The following is a 14794-nucleotide window of genomic DNA, read 5'->3' as shown; positions in this document are numbered from 1 at the left end:
CCGGGAGTACGCCGGGAGTCCGCCGGGAGCACACGGGCAGTCGGCGCGAAGGCGCCCGGAGGCGGCGCCTCACCGACCGTGCGTGGCGAACTTCCGCACCGCGAGAGGACCGCACACCGCCAGCAGCACCGCGCACCAGAGCAGTGTCGCGGGGACGGCGTGCTGCATCGGCCAGGGCCCGCCGGACGCCGACGGGTTGCCGAACAGTTCGCGGCAGGCCTGCACCGCGGCACTGACCGGGTTCCAGTCCGCGATCACCCTGAGCCAGCCGGGCATGCCCCCGGTGGGCACGTACGCGTTGGTGACCATCGCCAACGGGAATACCGCGACCGCGAGTTGGCCGGCCGCCTCCTCCTTGCCGACGGCCAGCCCGAGGAAGGTGCCGACCCAGGTCATCACGAAGCGGAGCAGCAGCAACAGGCCGAACGCCTCCGCGGCGTCCGCGACTCCGCCCCGGATCCGCCAGCCGGCCGCCAGGCCGACGGCGGCCAGCAGCGCCAGCACCACGATGCTGACCAGGACGTCGGCGAGGGTCTGCCCGAGCAGCAGGCCGGTGCGCGAGACCGGCATCGAGCGGAGCCGGTCGGTGACCCCGCGCCCGACGTCGCGGGCGGCGCCGACCATGGTGGGCATGACGCCGTTGACGGCCACCATGGCGAACAGCCCGGGCATCAGGAACTCGCGGTAGTTCCCGCCGCCCGGCACCTGCATGGCGCTGCCGAAGACGTACCCGAAGACCACCACCATGACCACCGGCACACCCAGCGAGGCGGCCAGCAGGCCGGGCGAGTGGCGGTAGTTGAGCAGGATCCGGAGCATCGAGGACCAGGTGTCGGAGACCAGCCGGCCCGGCACGGAGATCGTCCGCCCCGGCACGGGGCGCACGGGCGGAGCAGCGGACACGGCCATCAGGCGGCCCTCCCCAGGGAGTTGGAGTCGGCGGTGAGCGCGAGAAAGACGTCGTCCAGCGACGGCGACCGCAGACCGACGTCCTGGGCGACCACACCCACCGCGTCCAACTCCCGGACCAGGCGCGGCAGCAGCACCTCCACCCCGGGCCGGGTCACGACGGCGACGGTCCGCTCGTCGTGGTCGACCACGACGTCCCCGCTCTCCGCCAGTGCGGCCAGCACCACCGCGGCGGGGCCGAGTTGACCGGCCTCGGCGAGGGTGACCTCGATCCGGGTGCCGATCGCGGCCTTGAGCCGCCGTGGCGGGCCGGTCGCGATGGCGGCGCCGTGGTCGATCACCACGATGTCGTCGGCGAGCCGGTCGGCCTCCTCCAGGTACTGGGTGGTGAGCAGCACGGTGGTGCCGCCGTCGGCCAGCTCCTTGACGGTGGACCAGATCTCCTGCCGGCTGCGCGGGTCGAGGCCGGTGGTCGGCTCGTCCAGGAAGAGCACCGGCGGGCTGGTGACCAGGCTGGCGACGAGGTCGAGGCGGCGGCGCATGCCGCCGGAGTAGGTGCGGACGAGGCGGTCGCCGGCCTCGGCGAGACCGAAGCGTTCGAGCAGCTCGCCGGCGCGGGCCCGGGCGGACCGGGCGCCGAGGTGGTGCAGCCGGCCGATCAGGTCCAGGTTCTCACGGCCGGTGATGCCCTCGTCCACGGCCGCGTGCTGCCCGGCCAGCCCGACGCTGCGCCGGACCGCCTCGGCCTCCCGCACCACGTCGTAGCCGGCGACGCGGGCGGTGCCGCGGTCGGGGGCGACCAGGGTGGCGAGGACGCGGACGGCGGTCGTCTTGCCGGCGCCGTTGGGGCCGAGCAGGCCGCAGACCGTGCCGGCGGGGACGGTGAGGTCGAGGCCGCGCAGGGCCTCGGTGGCGCCGGAACGGGCTCCGAATCGTTTCGCCACGCCTGTCATCTCGACGGCGGGCCGGCTGGTCTTCGACATGGCTCTGCCCTTCAGCTAGGTACAGCGTACGTAGAAGCGCGTGCCCACGCATCGTACTACGTACGCCGTACGTATCTAAGATGGGTAACCGAGGTGATCTTCCGTGCCGTCCAGCAAGCCCCCCGCCGACTCCCCGTCGGCGCCCCCCGAACCGCCCGAGGCCCCCGAACTGATCTGGCTGCGCCCCGAACGCACCGGCCGCGGCCCCAAGCCCGCCCACAGCCGGGCCTCCATCGCCGCCGCGGCCATCGCGATCGCGGACGCCGAGGGGCTGGACGCCGTCTCCATGCGCCGGGTCGCGGCGGCACTCGGGGCGGGGACGATGTCGCTCTACAACTACGTGCCGAAGAAGGAGCACCTGCTCGACCTGATGCTCGACGCGGTCGCCGGCGAGTACGACTACGACGACCTCGCCCCGGCCGGTGACTGCCGCGCGGACCTGCTCCGGCTCGGCCACGCGCAACTCGCGCTCATGCGGCGCCACCCCTGGCTGCCCGCCCTGCTGATCGCCCGTCCCGGCATCGGCCCGAACGCCCTGCGGTACACCGACCACTTCCTCGCCGTCACCGAACCGAGCGGCCTCGACGGCGGCACGCGCATGGAGGCGATGGCCCTGTTCAACGGCTTCGTCTGCCAGTACGCCCAGTACGAGCGGACCGGCGCGGCGGGTGCCAAGTGGCAGGCCGAGCTGGTCGGTTACCTCACCAGGGCCGCCATGAGCGGCGACTACCCCCACCTCTCGGCGGCCTTCGCCACCGCAGGCCCGCCGGCCGACCCGGACACGGCGTTCGACCGGTCACTGCACCGGGTGATCACGGCCGCACTGACCCCGGTGGAGCGCGGCTGAGCGGACGGGCCCACGCCGGAACGGCCGCAGGCCGGAGGCCGATGACGGGGTCGGGTGACGGGCTGCGGGCTACGGGCTACGGGCTACGGGCTACGGGCTACGGGCTACGGGCTACGGGCTACGGACGGCTGTACACCGAGGCAGCCGTCCGCCGGAGCCCCAAGGGCCGTCTGCCGGGGCTACGGGCCGAGGCTACGGGCGGGCGGGACGCCGGCTGCCCGGGACCAGCAGCCAGAGCAGCCAGGCACCCGTCCCCAGGAGCAGCATGTTGAGCGCCATCTGCCCCGGCTCCTCGCCGAAGCCCAACTCGCCCGTGCCCAGCCACTGCGCGACGACGGCCTTGGTCACGAAGAACAGGCCCAGGTCGGCCGTCACGGCGACCGCCCAGACCACCGCGGGATGCCACCGGGGCCGGGGCACGGCGTGCACGAGGGAGAGCACGGCGGTCACCAGGAGGGCGTGGGGGACGAACCTGTCGGGGATGGTGCCCAGGTAGTTCCACGGCAGGGCGCTACCGATCGCCCAGATCAGCCCCATGCAGCCGATGAACCGCACCAGGATCGCCCCGGCCGCGCTCGGGGCCGCCGGCACGGAGGAGGGCGCAGTGGCCCCCGAGGACGCGGGCGGGAGGAGCGGCGGCGTCGGCCCCGCCTGCCCGGCCTGCCCGGCCTGCCCGGCCTGCCCGGCCTGCGGTGGCAGCCACGCCCCGGCGGACGCCGACTGGGGCGCTCCGGGCGACGGCTGCGGGGCCGTCAACGGCTGCGGCGGCCCGTACCACCCACCGCCCCCCGCCACGTCGGGAGCCGTCGGCGTCGCGACCGGCGCGGCCGCCCGCGCCACCGCTTCCAGAGCCGCCAACGCCTGCTCCGCCGAGGGCCGTTGCGCCGGGTCCTTGGCCAGCAGCGCGCCGAGCACCGGCGTCAGTGCGCCCGCCCTGACCGGCCTGCGCGGCTCCTTCGTCACGACGGCCACGCACAGCGCGCCGAAGGTGTCCCCGCTGAACGGCGTCTCGCCCTCGACCGCCGCGTACAGCGTCGCCCCGAGCGACCACAGGTCGTTGGCGGGCGCCGCGGGCTTCCCCTCCAGCTGCTCGGGGGCCATGTAGGCGGGGGTGCCGATGACCGCGCCGGTACGGGTGAGGGCGGTGGTGGCGTCGGCCATGTGGGCGATGCCGAAATCGGTGAGGATCACCCGGTCACCCATCAACAGGACGTTGTCCGGCTTGAGATCGCGATGGACGATGCCTGCCGCGTGGGCCTGCTGGAGCGCCTTGACCATCGCCACGCCGATCTCGGCGACCCTCGCCGCCGGCAGCGCACCGTCGCGGGCGATGGCGGCGGCCAGCGAGAGCCCGCTGACGTACTCCATCACGATGACCGGCGCACGCTCGTGCTCGACGACGTCGTGCACGGTGATGATCCCGGGGTGGTTCAGCCGCGCCGCGGCCCTGGCCTCGCGCAGGACGCGCTGGACGAGCTGCTCGCGTTCGGCCTCCGTGACGCCCTGGGGGAGCAGGACCTCCTTCACCGCGACGTCGCGGCCCAGGGTGGTGTCCAACCCGCGCCAGACCCGCCCCATGCCGCCCTGACCGATCAGCTCCTGGAGCTGGTACCGGCCCCCGATCACTGCCCCGTTCACCCCTGTCACGTGGCTCACCCTAGCGGCACGCCTCCCCGGCGTTGGCGGCACGTCGTCAAATCGTTTCCGCTCGGGGCCCGGCAGCCCGTACGGTGGCCCAGCCGACGATCTTGGCCGCCGGCGGCGTACCGGCGACCGCACACCCGAGACCGGACGCGTGGCCGACGACGGACACGTACCCGACCAGTGGCGCGTACCCGACGACCGGGCACGCACCCACGACCGGGCACGCACCCGACGGCCGGCCTCGCACCCGGATGAACAGGACGGACACCATGCAGCAGTACCAGGGCCACGCCGACGAGGGCTTCGGCGCGGTCGCCGACGCGTTCGCGCGCAACTACGCGGACTTCCCCGAACTCGGCTCCGCCGTCACGGTCTTCGCCGGCGGCCGGAAGGTGGTCGAGCTGTGGGGCGGCGTCGCGGACGAGCGCACCGGGCGGCCGTGGGAGGCCGGCACCGTCGTCCCCGTGTTCTCGTGCGCCAAGGGCCTCGTCGCCGTCTGCGCCCACCTCCTCGCCCAGCAGGGCCGTCTCGACCTCGACGCCCCGGTGGGCCGGTACTGGCCCGAGTTCGCGCAGCACGGCAAGGAGGAGGTCACCTGCCGGATGGTGCTCGGCCACCGCGCCGGCATCCCGGCCCTGGACGCCGCACTGAGCTTCGAGGAGATCGCCGCCTGGACGCCGGTCGTCCGGGCGATCGAGGAGCAGAAGCCGCTCTGGGAGCCCGGGACCACCTACGAGTACCACGGCCATGTACTCGGCTTCCTGGTCGGCGAGGTGATCCGCCGGATCACCGGCCTCACCCCCGGGGCGTTCTTCCGGCAGGAGATCGGCGACCCGCTCGGCCTGGACGCCTGGATCGGCCTGCCCGCCGCCGAACTCCACCGCCTGGCACGGCTGGTGGAGGCCGACGGCCGTCGTCCGATGCCGGGTCCGGAGCACCTGCTCACCCGGATCGTGACGATGAACGGCGCGCTGGTCTTCCCCGGCCTGGACGTGCCGCACGGCTGGAACGACCCCGAGCTGCACGCGATCGAGCTGCCCGGCGCGGGCGCCGTCGCCTCCGCGAGCGGCCTGGCCGGCCTGTACGCGGCCGCCGTCACCGGCATCGAGGGCGGTCGGGACGGAGGGCGCGAGCGGCTCCTCTCCCCCGCCACCGTGACCGACGTCGTGCGCGAAGTCTCCTCCGGTGCGGGCTTCCTGGGCTTCGACATGGGTGCCCGCTGGGGCGCGGGCGTGCTGCTGGAGTCACCGGCCTTCCGCCCGATGCTCGGCGCCCGCAGCTTCGGCAACGACGGCGCCGGCGGCCAGTTCGCCTTCGGCGACGACGAGTTCGGCATCGGCTTCGCGTACGTCGCCAACCGCATGATCGGCCACGGGGACGCTCGCGCCAACCGCCTGATCGACGCCGTCCGCGACTGCCTCGGCGGCTGAGCACCGGCCGGCCCCGCTCTCTCCGGTCACGCCCGGCACCACCCGAGACCGATCGGGTGGTGCCGGGCGTGCTGCGTCGCTCAGAACACGTACTCCCACCAGCCGAAAACCGTCACCAGCGCCTTCTTCGCCGCGCACCCCAAGCGGTGTCCGGCCACGGCGAAGTACACCGCGGAGACCGCCAGCAGCACGGCCGTGACACCCGGCACCGCCGAACCCTGCACGACGCCGACGAAGGCGAAGAGGATCCCCGACAGCACGGCCATGAACCCGAAGCCCCAGAGGGCGAACCTCAGCACCCTCCCCCACGTCACCGCCGTCACCGGACCGTCCTCCGGCTCGATCCGGACGATCAGATGCCGGCTGGTGTCGCAGAGTTCCCTCTCCACCACGATCGCCTCCCGCGGTCTCTGCCGGCGCTCCGGCCCCACTGTCCGCGCACCGGCCCGGACCAGCATGCTCCACCCCACTCTCTTCGGCAATTGACCCACGAAACAACCCCACAAGTGCACCAATCACCGGGCCACTCACGCGCCTAGGCTCGTTCCCATGACAACCGTTCAGATCCCGCAGCGCATGAACTTCTCCGTCACCGCCCCCAAGGTGTTCCGCGCCGTCCTCGCCCTGGACGCCGCCGCCCGCGAGGGCCTGGACCCGGTACTGGTCGAGCTGGTGCAGATCCGCGCCTCCCAGATCAACCGCTGCGCCTACTGCATCGACTACCACACCACCGACGCCCGGAAGGCGGGCGAGACCGAGGACCGCATCCACCAGCTCTCCGCCTGGGAGGAGTCGAGCCTCTACACCGCCGAGGAGCGCGCGGCCCTCGCGTTGACCGAGGCCGTGACCATGCTGCCACAGGGCGTCCCGGACGCGGTGTACGCGCAGGCGGCCGAGCACTTCGAGGAGAAGGAGCTGGCCCAGCTCATCGCACTGATCTTCACGGTCAACACCTGGAACCGGATGAACGTCTCCACCCGCAAGACGCCGGGCACAGCGTGACCAGGCCGGCCCTGGGAGGGCGGTGACCGCAACCGGCGGTCACCGCCCTCCGCCGTTCGGACTGCGACTCCGGACCGGAGGCCCCAACTGCCCGATCGGGCAACCTCGGACGCCCCCTCCGGCACTCGGCACCGTTGCCGTTGACACTCAAAGTTGGTCTAGTCCACCGTAGGGGAAAGCAAGGCCACCGGGGTGAGACGGCGACCGCTATCCCTCGCCGGGGTCGACTCAACCCGCCGTTCCGGAAGACAAGTTGCCCCCTCGTGCCGCGCGGCCGTCCACCGGCCGCCTCCTCGGCGCGCCCCCGGACCGGCGAACGCATGTCCCTGACGACGACCGAGCGACGGCCGAACGAACGACCGAGCGACCGAGCGACGACCGAACGGAGAACCGGCATGAGCAGAATCTGTCTGGCCCTGCCCACCAACCGGGCCTGCGCCGCCACCATTTCGGCGGTCGGCGAGGAGGCGGCCTACGCGGCCGAGCAGTTCGGCGTCGAGGTCCACCTGCTGATCCTGGACTCCTCCGACGAGCCGACGTTCGCCGTGCACGCCAAGGCCGCCGCCGCCCTGCCCGACCTGCCGGGCGTCACCGTCCACCACCTCGACGAGACCCGCCAGCGCACCTTCCTCCGCGAGGTGATCCACCGCTCCCACACCCCCGAACCGGACACCCTGCTCGACCTCATGCTCCCCGACGCCGTCTCCTACGGCGCCTGCACCAACCGCGCGTTCCTGCTCGCCACCGCCCTCGGCTGCACCTCCGTCCACCGCCGGGACTCCGACAGCGCCTACCAACTCCACAACGGCGAACCGGTGTTCCCGATCCACCACGAACTGCTCTCACTCGGCAAACGAGCCGCCGACGCGGTGGCCGGAGTCACCCGGAGCACGCTGGAGCCGGCCGACGCCGAGAAGCCGGTCTCACTGGTCGGCGGCTCCTTCGTCGGCGAGCTCTCCGTGGACGTCGCCGAGATCAGGGAGTTGGACCCGGCGCTCTACTACGACGTGGTCAGCCTCTGGGCCCCGCCGATCTGGACGGACGAGCAGAAGAAGGAGCTGGTGGACGACTCCTTCACCGGCGGCGGCACCGAACCGTTCACCGCCGACGAGGCGGTCCTGGGCGCGCCCGACATCCACCGGGTGGACATGTGCAACGTCGGTCTCGATCACCAGGTGTACGAGCGCGTCCCGTTGCCGCCCGCCACCGACACCATCGGCAGCGACTACTTCCTCCTGCACGTCGTCCTCGACTCCACGCTCCCCGGCGTCGTCCACAACCGCAACATCGTCAACTACTACACGCCCGGCCGCCGTACCGGCCACGGCTTCACCGCCTACCAGGAGCGGTTCACCAAGTTCCTGCTGTCGATGCTCTACCTGCACCCCGTCTACGGCGAGATGATGGTGACCGGCGCCGCCCTGCTGGACGAGCAGCACCACGTCCGGGTCGACGTGATCCTCGACTCGGTACGCCGCAGCGCCGCGTGGGACCGCGCGGAGAACGTCCGCCGGCTGGACGTCCTCGACCGCAGCTACCGGCAACTCGGTGGCAAGTACGCCGAATTCGCGGAGCACCTGGCGCCCCGACGCGAACGACTGCTGGACGAGGCACAGGCCGACGCCGAGTCCTTCGCCAGGCTGATCGAGGCCTGGGGCCCGCTGGTCGAGGCCGCGCGGCACGTCGGCATCCCGTCCGGAGGGTCCGAGTAGATGACCGACGACACCAGCCCGACCACCGACGCCCCCCTGACCGGCGAGACCAGCGCGACCGCCGGCACCAGCCCGACCGCCAACGACCTCGCCTTCCGCCGGGTGGCCGACGCCGACTGGGAGGCCGTCGTGGCACTGGAGTTCGCCGCCTACGCGGCGGACGACCTGTCCGAGGGCCGGGAGTCCCTCCAGGCCCGGGGCCGGTCCTCGCCGGACACCTGCTTCGTGGTGGAGCTCCGGGGAGAGGTCATCGGCTACGTGCTGAGCCTGCCCTACCCGCTGTACGAGTGCCCGGATCTCGGCTCCGTGGAGCCCGCCGCCCCGCCGGCCGACCCGCCGTCCCGCAATCTCCACATCCACGACCTGGTGATCGCCGAGGAGTGGCGCAGCAAGGACGTCGCGCTGCGATTCATGCGCCACCTCAAGGCCTACGCCCAGGCGCAGGGCTTCGAGCGGATCTCGATGGTGGCGGTCCGGCGCAGTGACATCCTGCTGGCCATGCTGGGCTACCGGACCCACCGAGAGGTCGTTGTCCCGGAGTGCTACGGCAGGCGTGCGGTCTACATGTCGCTGGCGATCTGAGGAGGCCCGGCGGGACCGGCCGGCCGTCCGGCTCCGGGCCGGGCCTGATCCGGGCCGGGTCCAGGCCGAGTCCGGGCCTGATCCGGCCGGCGCCCCTCGGACCGGAGGCACTGTCGACCCCTCCGGCTTGACGGGGTACCGTCAGCAGGAAGGTCCCGTTCCGACGGAGAAGAGGCGGCGCATGCCCGACCTTCCACCGCGGCAGATGTTCGAGAAGGCCCGGGAGTTCGCCGGTCGCAACGACTGGGAGAAGGCGGTGGTCTGGTACCGCCGGGCCGCCGACGCCGGGATCACCGACGCGATGCTCGTCCTGGCGGCCCATCACGCGGTGCGCGATGAAATGCCGACGGCCCAGGACTGGTTGAGGAAGTACCTGGCCGTCGGCTACCGCGACCGGGAGCTCCTGGCCGGGTACCTCCGGGGCGCCATCGCCGCGCAGTTCATGTCCCGTCCGCACGATGCCCGGCGCTGGGAGATGCGGGTGCGCACCAGCCCCGGTTTTCCGGGGGCGGACGATCCGCTGCACGTCCGCCGGACCGCCGTGGCGGTGGTGTTCGCGTTGCTGGTCGAGGGGATCGATCCGCCCGGGGGGCCGAAGGCCGGCAGAGGCTCCACCGCGGCTTCGGGAGGCTGCCTGCTGGCCGTCCTCGCCGCCGGCCTCCTGCCGGCGCTGTTCGCCGTCCTCCTGGTGACCCGCGCCGCCGCCTGACCCACGGCACCGCCTCCGCCTGACCCACGCCACCGCGCCATCGCCCGACCCGCGGCACCGTCCGACCCGTACCACCGTCTGGTCCGCACGCCCCGGGGGCGCGCACGCCTCCGTTCACGCCCCTCGCGCGCGCCTCACCCCAGGACGCGCGGCAGGGTCACCCGCACCCACTCCTCCGGCTGCGACAGATGCGGAGCGTGACCGGCACCCTCGTACAGGTGCCGTTCCGCCTTCGGCAGCACGAGGTCGATCATGTCCAGCACCTCGCCGTACATCGGCGCGCTGTCGTCGCTCTGGGTGAGGAGCGCGGGCTCGGCATAGTGGGCGAGGGCGGTGAGGTCGAGGTCCAGGGCGTCCGGGTCGCGCAGCTCGTCCAGGTACGTCGGCGCGTTGCGGATGTAGGTGTGCCGGATCGGCGCCGGCAGCTGCGCCCACGCCCCCGGCCCGAACGCGAGCGTCTCCACGAACAGCTCGGCCGCCGCGGCCGACTCCGCCTGCTCCAGCAGCTCCCGGACGGCGGCGATCCGCCCGGCGAAGGCCGTCCCGACGGGCCGCAGGTCGGGATCGGCCAGCAGCATCGACGTCCCCGGCGGCTCGTGCACGGCGAGGCCGCGCAGCAGGTCCGGGCGGGCGGCGGCGAGCCGGAGCGTGATCAGCGAGCCGTACGACTCCCCGCAGACGAAGGCGGGGGCGAGGCCGAGTCCCTCGATCAGCCCGGCCAGGTCGGCCGCGTCCTCGTAGACCGAGCCCTGGGTGAGCAGGTCGTCGCTGCGGCTGTGCCCGCGCCGGTCATACGCGACGACGGTCGCCTGCTCGGCCAGCCCGGGCACCACGCGCGCCCAGCTGTCAGCGTCGCTCCAGGACCCGTGGACCAGCACCACGCCCGGCCCTGACCCCCGGGCCTCGTAGTACAGCGACACCTCGTTCACCTGTATCTCGGCCATCGCGAGCCTCCCGACCGCGGTCGTGCTCCAAGCCCCCTCCCCACCAGCCTGACACAAGCTGACCGGCCCCGGTCAGATCAGCGGACCGAACACCCCGCGGTCCCAGTGCCCCAGCCAGGAGCCGGTGACGGAGGGCAACTCCTGCCCCGCGGTGGACTCGTCGTACGGCAGCACGGCCGTCGGCGCGAACCAGCCCTCGCCCGGGTCGATGCGCAGCCGCAGGACGTTCAGCGGGCGTCGGAGCGTGACGAAGAGGCGCAGGTCGGCGGTGCGGGGGTGGTGGTTCTCGTAGCGGTCGTGGACGGTCCGGCAGACCGACTTGATGTCGGTGTCGGAGAGCAGCAGGTAGCGGCTGCCGGGGCCCAGGTTGACGCAGAGGCGCCGGCGGGCGGTCTCCCGGGCGGCATAGGGGAGGTTCTGGTGGTTGTCGACGTGCAGGCCGGACAACAGGCCGGTGGCCGGGTCGCGGTGGGTGACGAGCTGCCCCGGGACGTCGTACGCATCACCGAGGGTGACCGGGGTGGGGTCACCGAGGGTGTGTACGAGGGCGGTGAGGGTGTGGAGGTCGAAGACCGTGTCGGGCACGCGGAACAGCTCGATCAGCCCGCTGTCCCTGGTGAAGATGCTGGGCGCGAACCGCTCGGGGTAGCCGTCGGGGAGGGGCTTCCAGGCGCCGTCGGGGACGACGACCGTGGTGTCGTAGCCGGGTTCGAGGGTGAGGCGGCGGGCCGCGGCGATCTCGCAGCGCTCGTAGACGGCGGCGGGGTCGCGGAAGGCGATGGCGGCGGGGTGCATGGGCTCTGCTCCTTCGGGTCGGAAGGGTTGGGGGCCGGGTGACCTTCGACTGTGTGCGTGATCGCGCCCGGCAGCGGATTTTTCAACTGGCCAGCAGCGGAGGCTGGGTGGCGGCATCCAGGAGGACACGCACCCACACACGCTTTCCGGCACCGCGGCGGGTGATCACCCCGAAGTCGAAGGCGAGGTCGCGGACGAGTTCGATCCCGCGGCCGCCTTCGTTGAAGCGGCGCGGACGGCGCTCCTGGAGCGGGAGGTCGAAGCGGGAGTCCCAGACTTCGAGTCGGCAGTCGCCGCCGAACTCCTGGAGGTAGAGCCGGACCTCGCCCTGCCCCTGGCAGGCGTGGACGACGGCGTTGGTCACGAGTTCGGAGGTGATGAGGACGAGGTCGTCGACGCGTTCGCCCTCCCAGCCCCAGGAGTTGAGTTGGTCGCGGATGTGGCGGCGGGCCGTGCGGACCGAGCTGGAGTGCTCGGTGAGGATCGCCTCCCAGGTGCGGAGGACGGGTGTGCGGAAGGTGGACATGGTTCACCCCTTCGCAGCTCGACGCCCTGTCAGGAGCGTGTTCGTGCGGTCACGTTGAGTGTGGGGCATGCGAAATCGAACCTGCAACAGCAATGCTCGAAGAAATTAATTGATCTTGAATCGGACTTGAGTCCTCGCCCGCCGTCTGGCGAGACTGGTCGTCCACACCCGGAGGGAGGGGCGCCACTTGAGCAAGGACCTGTCAGCGATCCGGCAGATCCGCCTCGGCGACGAACTGCGCGCCTGGCGGCTGGAGAACAACAAGACGCTCATCGACATGACGGCCGGCCTGAAGGGCTGGAGCCCCGGTCGACTCAGCAGGATCGAACGAGCCCAGCAGCCCATCAGCGCCGCCGACCTGGCCACGTTGCTGGATCACGCCGGTGTCGCGGGTCAAGAGCGGGAGGACCTGGAGAACCTGCTGGGGAACGGGCCCACCAAACAATGGTGGCGCGATCTCGACTACGCCGAGGCAATCACGCCGGCCTTCGCGGAGTACCTGGCACTTGAAGCCGATGCCTCACACATACTCAACTACTTTCCCTCCGCACTGCCCGGCCTGGTCCAGACCGAGGGCTACGCAAAGGAAATGATCGCCGCCGGCCTGGACTCTCCCAACGAGGAACGTGTCGAGGCGGGCGCGGAGGTCCGCGTTCTGCGCCAGCGTCGACTGACTCAGGACCCGGCACTCGTCTTCGAGGCCTACTTCGGAGAGGTCGCACTGCTCGTGGCCGGCGACAGCACCGTGCTGGCCGAGCAGATCCGGCATGCGATCAAGGTCGCCCAATACGCCAACGTCACGTTGGGGATGGTTCCGCTGAGTGCCGGACGGCCTGGGATCCTGTCATCCGGAATCACCCTGATGCGATTCCCCGACGATCCCGAAAACGGCTTCGCTTTCATCGAAGCCGTCGGCGGTATGCTCCCGCGTAGAACGGGACGCGACGTACGACGAGCCGAGCGAGCCCTCGCCCGGGTGAAGCGGTGCGCGCTATCCCCGCAGGACACCATCACCGCCCTTGAACGCAAGTTGGAAGAGCTGACGTGAGCGAGAAGCAGGATCCCTACGACCACAACCCCGCCGACGCCACCTGGACCAAGTCCCCCTTCTCCGGTGACGGCAACGGCGACTGCGTGATCATCGCCCGCTTCGACAACGGCGACGTCTGGCTCGGCGACGACAAGGACCTCTCCCGCCCCCACCTCGCCTTCGACCGAGCCGAGTGGTCCGCCTTCGTGAAGGCCATCGAGTCCCACTCCCCCAACTTCACCGCCTGACCGACGCCACGGCCCTGCCCGGCTTGCCCGGGCAGGGCCTACAGCGGCAGGTCGCCGGCAGGTGCCGCGTGTCGTTGAACACGACCACCCCTCCCCAGACTGCCCCGTCGTTCCGGAAGTGTCGGGAGGCCGACGTGCCTGAAAACGGCCCGGACCGCCGCCCCCTGAGCGGAGCCACGCAAATCCACATGACAGCTGCGACCGGCTCCGCGACCATGGACCGATGACCACGGAACCGGACCTTCTCGTCCTGAGCGTCGTCTGCCACCCGCCCGGCGAGGGCGGCATAGAGGTCCGCCCGATCGTCAACGGCCGGGATCTCCTGGCCGACCTGTCCCCCCGCGGCGGGGAAGGAGGCCCCCGGTACGACGGATCAGGCCCCCGGAATCTGTTGCGCCGGAACGGGCCGTTGCATGCCACCGTGACGCCCCAGGAGGTCCTGCTCGGTGGAGCCGGGTGCGGCCTGGAGAGGTGCTGCGGTGGTCTGTACGTCACGGTCAGGCGTGACGGGGATCATGTCGTCTGGGCGGGCTGGCGGGACCCGGCCAATGAGGACCTCGACCTGCCGGAGTTCCGGTTCACCGCGGCCCAGTACGAGGCCGAGGTCCTGCGGGCCGGAGAGGACCGCGATTGGGAGTGGCCGGCACGAGCAGTTGCGCGGCTGCTTGAGGACGGGCTGAGGGAACGCGGGGACTGGCTGGTCAGGTGGGAGTGCGAGTTGGAGGCCGTCTGGGCCTCCCGCGAGGAACCCGACCGGATCCACCTCGTTCTGAGGCACCCCCCTGACCGGGCCGATACGGATCTGCCCCAGATCCAGTTCGGGACGACCCTCCCGGTCTCCGCGGACGACCCGTCGGACCAGGCCGAACGCCTTGAAGCGTGGCTGACCGCAGGCGATCCCCGGGCCACCGCCGAGGTCTGGGGAGGTTGGCAGACCGAGCAACTGGGCTACCCGTGGCCGACCGACCCGCTGTACATGGGAACGGACAGGCCCGTCCCGCCCTTGGGCACCCGCTCGCAGCCACCGTCCCCCTGAGAAACGGGCTCTGGCGCTGATCTTGTGACGTGGCCGGGGTGGGGAGATCGCCACCGCGGCCACCGGCCCGTTGTGGTTACAGCCGCACTGGCTCAAGCGCTGCGACCTCCCGGTGACCTGATCCGCCGGGCCGGGGCCGCCGGAAGAGTGACCGAAGTGGACCCGGCTTGAACCGGCACAAGGTGGACTCGGCGACACCGATCCCTGCCGCCACCGCGTAGAGTCCGCCCGCTGCCCCGCGGTGATGATCAGGGACAGCGGGCGGCAGCGGCCGTCCGCGCTCAGGTGGACCTTGGCGGTGAACCCGCCCCGCGATCGGCCCAGGCCCTCGCCTCCCGCACCACCTCCACCAGGCGGGCGGCGAGGCTCTGCCACGGCGTCTCATCCTGGCGTTCTC

Annotated in this window: 16 protein-coding genes; 9 read left to right on the top strand and 7 right to left on the bottom strand. The window is 72.0% G+C overall.

Translation table 11 applies throughout. The annotated features are described in order from the left end of the window. Window positions 1-69: 69 nt before the first annotated feature. Complete coding sequence (locus J5Y04_RS03670) at window positions 70-909, bottom strand: ABC transporter permease (RefSeq protein WP_245204211.1); 840 nt, start codon at window positions 907-909, stop codon at window positions 70-72. Then, window positions 909-1892 (bottom strand): ATP-binding cassette domain-containing protein, encoded by a 984-nt coding sequence (locus J5Y04_RS03665; protein ID WP_374105945.1) that lies wholly within the window; start codon window positions 1890-1892, stop codon window positions 909-911. Before J5Y04_RS03665 ends, J5Y04_RS03670 begins: the two co-directional genes overlap by 1 nt. A 103-nt stretch (window positions 1893-1995) precedes the next feature. On the opposite strand from J5Y04_RS03665, the gene J5Y04_RS03660 reads away from it, so the two are divergent. Then, the gene (locus J5Y04_RS03660; protein ID WP_209410308.1) at window positions 1996-2739 is read left to right on the top strand and encodes a TetR/AcrR family transcriptional regulator; all 744 of its coding nucleotides are present in this window, start codon (window positions 1996-1998) and stop codon (window positions 2737-2739) included. Window positions 2740-2931: 192 nt separating this feature from the next. Here J5Y04_RS03660 and J5Y04_RS03655 read toward each other — a convergent pair whose 3' ends face one another. Next, the gene (locus tag J5Y04_RS03655) at window positions 2932-4386 is read right to left on the bottom strand and encodes a serine/threonine-protein kinase (protein ID WP_209410307.1); all 1455 of its coding nucleotides are present in this window, start codon (window positions 4384-4386) and stop codon (window positions 2932-2934) included. 266 nt (window positions 4387-4652) lie between these two features. Between J5Y04_RS03655 and J5Y04_RS03650 the strand changes: the two genes are divergently transcribed. Further along, complete coding sequence (locus tag J5Y04_RS03650; protein WP_209410306.1) at window positions 4653-5813, top strand: serine hydrolase; 1161 nt, start codon at window positions 4653-4655, stop codon at window positions 5811-5813. Window positions 5814-5893: 80 nt separating this feature from the next. Here J5Y04_RS03650 and J5Y04_RS03645 read toward each other — a convergent pair whose 3' ends face one another. Then, window positions 5894-6205, bottom strand: coding sequence for a hypothetical protein (locus tag J5Y04_RS03645; protein ID WP_209410305.1), 312 nt, complete (start codon window positions 6203-6205; stop codon window positions 5894-5896). A gap of 157 nt (window positions 6206-6362) precedes the next feature. Between J5Y04_RS03645 and J5Y04_RS03640 the strand changes: the two genes are divergently transcribed. The 4 genes from J5Y04_RS03640 (at window position 6363) to J5Y04_RS03625 (ending at window position 9818) form a co-directional block, all read left to right on the top strand. Further along, a complete protein-coding gene (locus J5Y04_RS03640) occupies window positions 6363-6815 on the top strand; it encodes a carboxymuconolactone decarboxylase family protein (protein ID WP_245204209.1) in 453 nt (150 codons plus the stop codon). A gap of 395 nt (window positions 6816-7210) precedes the next feature. Continuing rightward, complete coding sequence (locus J5Y04_RS03635; protein WP_209410304.1) at window positions 7211-8527, top strand: DUF6271 family protein; 1317 nt, start codon at window positions 7211-7213, stop codon at window positions 8525-8527. Continuing rightward, entirely contained in the window at window positions 8528-9109 is a 582-nt protein-coding gene (locus tag J5Y04_RS03630) for a GNAT family N-acetyltransferase (protein ID WP_209410303.1), read from the top strand. It begins immediately after the preceding gene. Between the two features lie 181 nt (window positions 9110-9290). After that, window positions 9291-9818, top strand: a complete 528-nt coding sequence (locus tag J5Y04_RS03625; protein ID WP_209410302.1) for a hypothetical protein — start codon at window positions 9291-9293, stop codon at window positions 9816-9818. A 134-nt stretch (window positions 9819-9952) separates the two neighbouring features. On the opposite strand, the gene J5Y04_RS03620 is transcribed toward J5Y04_RS03625, so the two are convergent. The 3 genes from J5Y04_RS03620 to J5Y04_RS03610 all read right to left on the bottom strand — a co-directional run bounded on the left by J5Y04_RS03620 (window position 9953) and on the right by J5Y04_RS03610 (window position 12083). Next, window positions 9953-10762, bottom strand: a complete 810-nt coding sequence (locus J5Y04_RS03620; RefSeq protein ID WP_209410301.1) for an alpha/beta fold hydrolase — start codon at window positions 10760-10762, stop codon at window positions 9953-9955. A 72-nt stretch (window positions 10763-10834) separates the two neighbouring features. After that, window positions 10835-11557: a hypothetical protein gene (locus tag J5Y04_RS03615; protein ID WP_209410300.1), complete on the bottom strand. Its 723-nt coding sequence runs from the start codon at window positions 11555-11557 to the stop codon at window positions 10835-10837. An 82-nt stretch (window positions 11558-11639) separates the two neighbouring features. After that, window positions 11640-12083: an ATP-binding protein gene (locus J5Y04_RS03610; RefSeq protein ID WP_209410299.1), complete on the bottom strand. Its 444-nt coding sequence runs from the start codon at window positions 12081-12083 to the stop codon at window positions 11640-11642. A gap of 187 nt (window positions 12084-12270) precedes the next feature. On the opposite strand from J5Y04_RS03610, the gene J5Y04_RS03605 reads away from it, so the two are divergent. From J5Y04_RS03605 to J5Y04_RS03595, 3 genes are all read left to right on the top strand, one after another. Then, complete coding sequence (locus J5Y04_RS03605; RefSeq protein ID WP_209410298.1) at window positions 12271-13131, top strand: helix-turn-helix transcriptional regulator; 861 nt, start codon at window positions 12271-12273, stop codon at window positions 13129-13131. Beyond that, a complete protein-coding gene (locus tag J5Y04_RS41320) occupies window positions 13128-13361 on the top strand; it encodes a DUF397 domain-containing protein (RefSeq protein ID WP_209410297.1) in 234 nt (77 codons plus the stop codon). The genes J5Y04_RS03605 and J5Y04_RS41320 overlap by 4 nt, the downstream gene beginning before the upstream one ends. A 223-nt stretch (window positions 13362-13584) precedes the next feature. Then, window positions 13585-14397 carry a hypothetical protein gene (locus J5Y04_RS03595; protein WP_209410296.1) on the top strand — a complete coding sequence of 271 codons (813 nt, stop codon included), beginning with the start codon at window positions 13585-13587 and terminating at the stop codon, window positions 14395-14397. Window positions 14398-14794: the final 397 nt, after the last annotated feature.

It is taken from the genome of Kitasatospora sp. RG8 (assembly GCF_017813315.1).
Taxonomy (GTDB): domain Bacteria; phylum Actinomycetota; class Actinomycetes; order Streptomycetales; family Streptomycetaceae; genus Kitasatospora.
The sequence above is the reverse complement of the archived record's forward strand: the minus strand, read 5'-3'. Positions and strand labels throughout refer to the sequence as shown.

What these genes read in the sequence shown, in the direction of transcription:
- J5Y04_RS03610 (WP_209410299.1), bottom strand. Translation starts at nt 12,083, where the DNA reads ATGTCCACCTTCCGCACACCCGTCCTCCGCACCTGGGAGGCGATCCTC.
- J5Y04_RS03595 (WP_209410296.1), top strand. Translation starts at nt 13,585, where the DNA reads ATGACCACGGAACCGGACCTTCTCGTCCTGAGCGTCGTCTGCCACCCG.
- J5Y04_RS03635 (WP_209410304.1), top strand. Translation starts at nt 7,211, where the DNA reads ATGAGCAGAATCTGTCTGGCCCTGCCCACCAACCGGGCCTGCGCCGCC.
- J5Y04_RS03625 (WP_209410302.1), top strand. Translation starts at nt 9,291, where the DNA reads ATGCCCGACCTTCCACCGCGGCAGATGTTCGAGAAGGCCCGGGAGTTC.
- J5Y04_RS03615 (WP_209410300.1), bottom strand. Translation starts at nt 11,557, where the DNA reads ATGCACCCCGCCGCCATCGCCTTCCGCGACCCCGCCGCCGTCTACGAG.
- J5Y04_RS03665 (WP_374105945.1), bottom strand. Translation starts at nt 1,892, where the DNA reads ATGTCGAAGACCAGCCGGCCCGCCGTCGAGATGACAGGCGTGGCGAAA.
- J5Y04_RS03670 (WP_245204211.1), bottom strand. Translation starts at nt 909, where the DNA reads ATGGCCGTGTCCGCTGCTCCGCCCGTGCGCCCCGTGCCGGGGCGGACG.
- J5Y04_RS03630 (WP_209410303.1), top strand. Translation starts at nt 8,528, where the DNA reads ATGACCGACGACACCAGCCCGACCACCGACGCCCCCCTGACCGGCGAG.
- J5Y04_RS03650 (WP_209410306.1), top strand. Translation starts at nt 4,653, where the DNA reads ATGCAGCAGTACCAGGGCCACGCCGACGAGGGCTTCGGCGCGGTCGCC.
- J5Y04_RS03620 (WP_209410301.1), bottom strand. Translation starts at nt 10,762, where the DNA reads ATGGCCGAGATACAGGTGAACGAGGTGTCGCTGTACTACGAGGCCCGG.
- J5Y04_RS03640 (WP_245204209.1), top strand. Translation starts at nt 6,363, where the DNA reads ATGACAACCGTTCAGATCCCGCAGCGCATGAACTTCTCCGTCACCGCC.